This window comes from Variovorax sp. YR752, from assembly GCF_943372545.1.
On record NZ_CALRZC010000362.1, the window covers coordinates 1 to 5309 of the forward strand.

5 protein-coding genes are annotated in these 5309 nt (G+C 69.9%); 4 read left to right on the forward strand and 1 reads right to left on the reverse strand.

Annotation, left to right across the window (positions count from 1 at the left end; all coding sequences use genetic code 11):
- The 4 genes from AAG801_RS40115 to AAG801_RS40130 form a co-directional block, all read left to right on the forward strand.
- Positions 1-528, forward strand: a 528-nt coding sequence (locus AAG801_RS40115; protein WP_341893451.1) for an alpha amylase C-terminal domain-containing protein, incomplete at its 5' end; no start/stop codon positions are given.
- A 13-nt stretch (positions 529-541) separates the two neighbouring features.
- Entirely contained in the window at positions 542-1807 is a 1266-nt protein-coding gene (gene glgC, locus AAG801_RS40120) for a glucose-1-phosphate adenylyltransferase (RefSeq protein WP_341893452.1), read from the forward strand.
- Positions 1808-1814: 7 nt separating this feature from the next.
- Positions 1815-3281: a glycogen synthase GlgA gene (gene glgA / locus AAG801_RS40125; protein WP_341893453.1), complete on the forward strand. Its 1467-nt coding sequence runs from the start codon at positions 1815-1817 to the stop codon at positions 3279-3281.
- Positions 3278-4921 carry an alpha-D-glucose phosphate-specific phosphoglucomutase gene (locus tag AAG801_RS40130; RefSeq protein ID WP_341893454.1) on the forward strand — a complete coding sequence of 548 codons (1644 nt, stop codon included), beginning with the start codon at positions 3278-3280 and terminating at the stop codon, positions 4919-4921. The genes glgA and AAG801_RS40130 overlap by 4 nt, the downstream gene beginning before the upstream one ends.
- On the opposite strand, the gene AAG801_RS40135 is transcribed toward AAG801_RS40130, so the two are convergent.
- On the reverse strand, positions 4914-5309 hold a 396-nt coding region (locus AAG801_RS40135; protein ID WP_341893455.1), incomplete at its 5' end, for an SUMF1/EgtB/PvdO family nonheme iron enzyme. The genes AAG801_RS40130 and AAG801_RS40135 overlap by 8 nt on opposite strands.

Sequence of the window (5309 nt, forward strand, 5' to 3'; positions counted from 1 at the left end):
TACTACGGCTTCATGTGGGCCCACCCGGGCAAGAAGCTGCTGTTCATGGGCTGCGAGTTCGCGCAGGGCGCGGAGTGGAACCACGACAGGAGCCTGGACTGGCATCAACTGCAGATCCCGGAACATGCCGGCGTGCAGCGGCTCGTGCAGGACCTGAACCGGCTCTACAAGTCCACGCCCGCGCTGCATCAGCGCGACTTCACGCCCGACGGCTTCGAGTGGATCGACCACGACGACGCGCAGCGTTCGGTGCTCGCCTTCGTGCGCCGCGGCGACAAGCCCGCGTCGCTGGTCGTGGTGGTGTGCAACTTCACGCCCTCGGTGCAGCACGGCTACCGCCTCGGCGTGCCGAACGCCGGCGTCTACCGCGAGCGCATCAACACCGACTCGGCACACTACGGTGGGTCGAACGTCGGCGCGCCGTTCGGCGAGATCACCGCGCAGCCCGTGCCCGCGCACGGCCGGCCGCACTCGATCGAGCTGGCGCTGCCGCCGCTGGCCACCGTGTTCTTCGAATGGACCGCTTGAGCAGGAGATCGTCATGAACCCCAGCAACCGCAGCGGACGCCTGGCGCGCGACGCGATGGCCTTCGTGCTCGCCGGCGGGCGCGGCAGCCGCCTGATGGAGCTGACCGATCGCCGCGCCAAGCCCGGCGTGTTCTTCGGCGGCAAGACGCGCATCATCGACTTCGCGCTGTCCAACGCACTGAACAGCGGCATCCGCCGCATCGGCGTGGCCACGCAGTACAAGGCGCACAGCCTGATCCGCCACCTGACGCGCGGCTGGAGCTTCATGCGCGCCGAGCGCAACGAGAGCTTCGACATCCTGCCGGCCAGCCAGCGCGTCGCCGAAGACGCCTGGTACCGCGGCACGGCCGACGCGGTGTTCCAGAACATCGACATCATCGAGAGCTACATGCCGAAGTACATCGTCGTGCTGGCCGGCGATCACATCTACAAGATGGACTACGAGGTGATGCTGCAGCAGCACGTCGACTCGGGCGCCGACGTCACGCTCGGTTGCCTGGAGGTGCCGCGCATGGAGGCCACCGGCTTCGGCGTGATGCACGTCGACGAGCACGACACCATCAAGAGCTTCATCGAGAAGCCGGCCGACCCGCCGGGTATCCCCGACAGGCCGGACTTCGCGCTGGCCTCGATGGGCATCTACGTGTTCAGCACCGACTACCTGTTCGAGCTGCTCAAGCGCGACGCCGCCGACCCGAAGTCCGACCACGACTTCGGCAAGGACCTGATCCCCTTCGTGGTGAAGAACGGCAAGGCGGTGGCGCACCGCTTCTCCAGTTCCTGCGTGCGCTCCGCACACGAAGCCGAGGCCTACTGGCGCGACGTCGGCACGGTCGATGCTTACTGGGAGGCGAACATCGACCTCACGGCGATCACGCCGGCACTCGACATCTACGACACCGAATGGCCGATCTGGACCTACAGCGAGCTCGTCGCGCCGGCCAAGTTCGTGCACGACGAGGACGACCGCCGCGGCCAGGCGATCAGCTCGCTGGTCTCGGGCGGCTGCATCGTCTCGGGCACCACGATGAAGCGCTCGCTGCTGTTCACCGGGGTGCGCACGCACTCGTACTCGCAGATCGACGAGGCGGTGATCCTTCCCTACGTGACGGTGGGCCGCAAGGTGAGCCTCAAGCGCGTGGTGATCGACCGCGGCGTGGTCATCCCCGATGGCCTGGTGGTCGGCGAGGATGCGGAGCTCGATGCCAGCCGTTTCCGCCGCACCGATCGTGGCGTTTGCCTGATCACACAGCCGATGATCGACGCGATCAAGCCCTGAACACGCCATGAAGGTGTTGAGCGTCGCGTCGGAGATGTACCCGCTGTTGAAGACGGGGGGACTGGCCGATGTGGTGGGCGCGCTGCCCGGTGCGCTGAAGCCCTTGGGCGTCGCGGTGCGTACGCTGCTGCCCGGCCACCCCTCGGTGATGGCGGCCTTGCAGGATGCGAAGGAACTTGCCCGCTGGCCGGGCTGGTTCGGTGGCGACGCGAAGCTGCTCGCAGCCCGCCACGGCGCGCTGGAGCTGATCGTGCTCGACGCGCCGCACCTGTTCCTGCGCGCCGGCAACCCGTACCTCGACTCGACCGGCCGCGACTGGCCCGACAACCCGGTGCGCTACGCCGCGCTGGCCCAGGCCGCGGTGCGCATCGGCTGGGGCGAGGTGAGCGGCTTCGTGCCCGACGTGCTGCACGCCCACGACTGGCAGGCCGCGCTGGTGCCGGCCTACCTGCACTACCTCGGCCAGGGCAAGCGCCGCCCGGCCACCGTGCTGACGCTGCACAACCTCGCCTTCCAGGGCCAGTTCAAGGCCGAGGTCTGGCACCTGCTCGGCCTGCCGGCCGAAGCCTTCGCGATGCAAGGGCTGGAGTACCACGGCGACGTCGGCTACCTGAAGGCCGGCATCCACTTCGCCGACGCAATCACCACCGTCAGCCCGACCTATGCACGCGAAATCCGCACGCTGGCCGGCGGCATGGGCCTGGACGGCATGCTGCGCTGGCGCGAGAACGCGGTCAGCGGCATCGTCAACGGCATCGACACCGAGGTCTGGAACCCGGCCACCGACAAGCAGCTCGTGCGGACCTACGACGCCGACACCCTGGCCGCGCGCTCGTTCAACAAGCGCGAGATCGAAGTGCGCTACGGCCTGCCGATGGACGATGCGCCACTGCTGTGCATGGTCAGCCGGCTGACCGCGCAGAAGGGCATCGACCTGGTCGCTTCGACGCTGGACGCCATCGTCGCCAGCGGTGCGAGGCTGGTGGTGCTGGGCAACGGCGACCCCTCGCTCGAGGACGCGCTGCGCAAGGGCGCTCAGCGCCACCCCGAGCGTGTGGCGGTGAAGATCGGCTATGACGAAGGCCTGTCGCACCTGCTGCAAGGCGGCAGCGACGCGATCCTCGTGCCTTCGCGCTTCGAGCCCTGCGGGCTGACCCAGCTGTACGGCCTGCGCTATGGCTGCGTGCCGGTGGTGGCGCGTGTCGGCGGCCTGGCCGACACGGTGATCGACGCCAACGACGCCGCGGTCAAGGCCGGCGTGGCCACCGGCGTGCAGTTCGCCGACATCAGCGCCGAGGGCCTGCTCGAGGCGGTGCGCAAGACGGTGGCGCTGTACCGGCAGGGCGAGGTCTGGCAGCGCATGCAGCGCGCCGGCATGGGCGCCGACGTCGGCTGGCGCGCCTCGGCGGCGGACTATGCTGCGCTCTACCAGCGCCTGCCGCGCCCCAGGGCGGCCAAGGAAACCACGACATGAGCAGCATCCACATCACCCTCACCGAGCCGATCGCCGGCATGAAGCCGGGCACCAGCGGGCTGCGCAAGAAGGTCAGCGAGTTCGCCCAGGGCCACTACCTCGCCAACTTCGTGCAGTCGGTGTTCGACGCGGTGCGGCCGGACGGTGGCTTCGACGGGCTCACGCTGGTCGTCGGCGGCGACGGCCGCCACTGGAACCTCGAGGCGACCCAGCAGGTGATCCGCATCGCCGCGGGCAACGGCTTCGCACGTGTGCTGGTCGGCGCCGGCGGCATCCTGTCGACACCGGCCGCCTCCTGCGTGATCCGCAGGCACCGTGCCTTCGGTGGCCTCATCCTGTCGGCCAGCCACAACCCCGGCGGCCCGGACGGCGACTTCGGCATCAAGTTCAATGCCGCCAACGGCGGGCCGGCGCCGGAGAAGATCACCGACGCGATCTATGCGCAGTCGCTCACTATCACCGAGATCCGCCTGGTCGACGCGCCGGACCTGGACCTGTCTCGCCTCGGCACGCAGACGATCGGCAAGCTGAAGGTCGAGGTGATCGACCCAGTGGCCGACTACCTCGAGCTGATGCGCAGCCTGTTCGACTTCGCCGCGCTGCGCGCGCTGTTCGCCGGCGGGTTCCGCCTGTCGTTCGATGCGATGCATGCGGTGACCGGCCCGTATGCGAAGGCCATCTTCGAGCGCGAGCTCGGCGCCCCGGCCGGCACGGTGCGCAACGGCGTGCCGCTGCCCGACTTCGGCGGCGGCCACCCCGACCCGAACCTGGTGCACGCGAAGGAACTGCTCGATCAGATGATGGGTGCGAACGCCCCCGACATCGGCGCCGCCTCCGACGGCGATGGCGATCGCAACCTGATCATCGGCCGCGGCATCTTCATCTCGCCGTCGGACTCGCTGGCCATGCTGGCGGCCAACGCGCACCATGCGCCGGCCTATGCGAAGGGCATCGCCGGCGTGGCACGCTCGATGCCCACCAGCGGAGCGGTCGACCGCGTCGCCGCGAAGCTCGGCGTGCCCTGCTTCGAAACGCCGACCGGCTGGAAGTTCTTCGGCAACCTGCTCGACGCCGGGCGCATCACGCTGTGCGGCGAGGAGAGCGCCGGCACCGGCTCGAACCACGTGCGCGAGAAGGACGGTGTCTGGGCGGTGCTGCTGTGGCTGTCCATCCTCGCCGGGCGCAGGCAGAGCGTGCAGCAGATCGCCACCGAGCACTGGGCGACCTACGGCCGCAACTACTACACCCGCCACGACTACGAAGACCTCGACACGCCGACCGCGAAGGCGCTGACGGCGGCCGTCGCCGAGCGGCTGCCGAGCCTGGCCGGGCAGGTGCTCGGCGGGCGCAAGGTCAGCCGCGCCGACGACTTCAGCTACACCGATCCGGTCGACGGCAGCGTGTCGAAGCACCAGGGCCTGCGCATCGTCTTCGACGACGGCTCGCGCATCGTCTATCGCCTGTCGGGCACCGGCACCACCGGCTCGACGCTGCGGGTCTACATCGAACGCTACGAGGCCGATCCGGCCAAGCTCGCGCAGGACACGCAGGCGGCACTGGCCGACCTGATCGCACTGGCCGACGAACTCGCCGGCATCCGCGCGCGCACCGGGCGCCAGGCGCCCGACGTGATCACCTGAGCGGCCGCACGCAGCGAAAGCCGATGTAGACCACGGTCGTGTCGGCCGGCTTGGACTGCAGGTGATCGGCGCGCATCTGCGCGGCGCCGTACCACCATGAGCCACCGCGCGTGCGCCGCTCGGCCTTGCCGGTGGCACCGGCGGGTTCATCGACCCACTCCCAGGCGTTGCCGCCCATCTCGTGCAGGCCATTGACGCCGGCCGGCGTGCTGCCGGCCCGTGCGTGGCCGTGCCCGCGCGACAGCGTGGCGCCATGGGCCACGGCCCGCTCGCGCGCCGCCGGTCCGCAGTCGGCCAGGCACTGCGCGCCCGCCGGCTGCTCGCGCTGCTCGGTGTAGGCCGCAGCGACCCATTCCGCGTCGGTCGGCAGACGGCCGCCGGCCCAGCG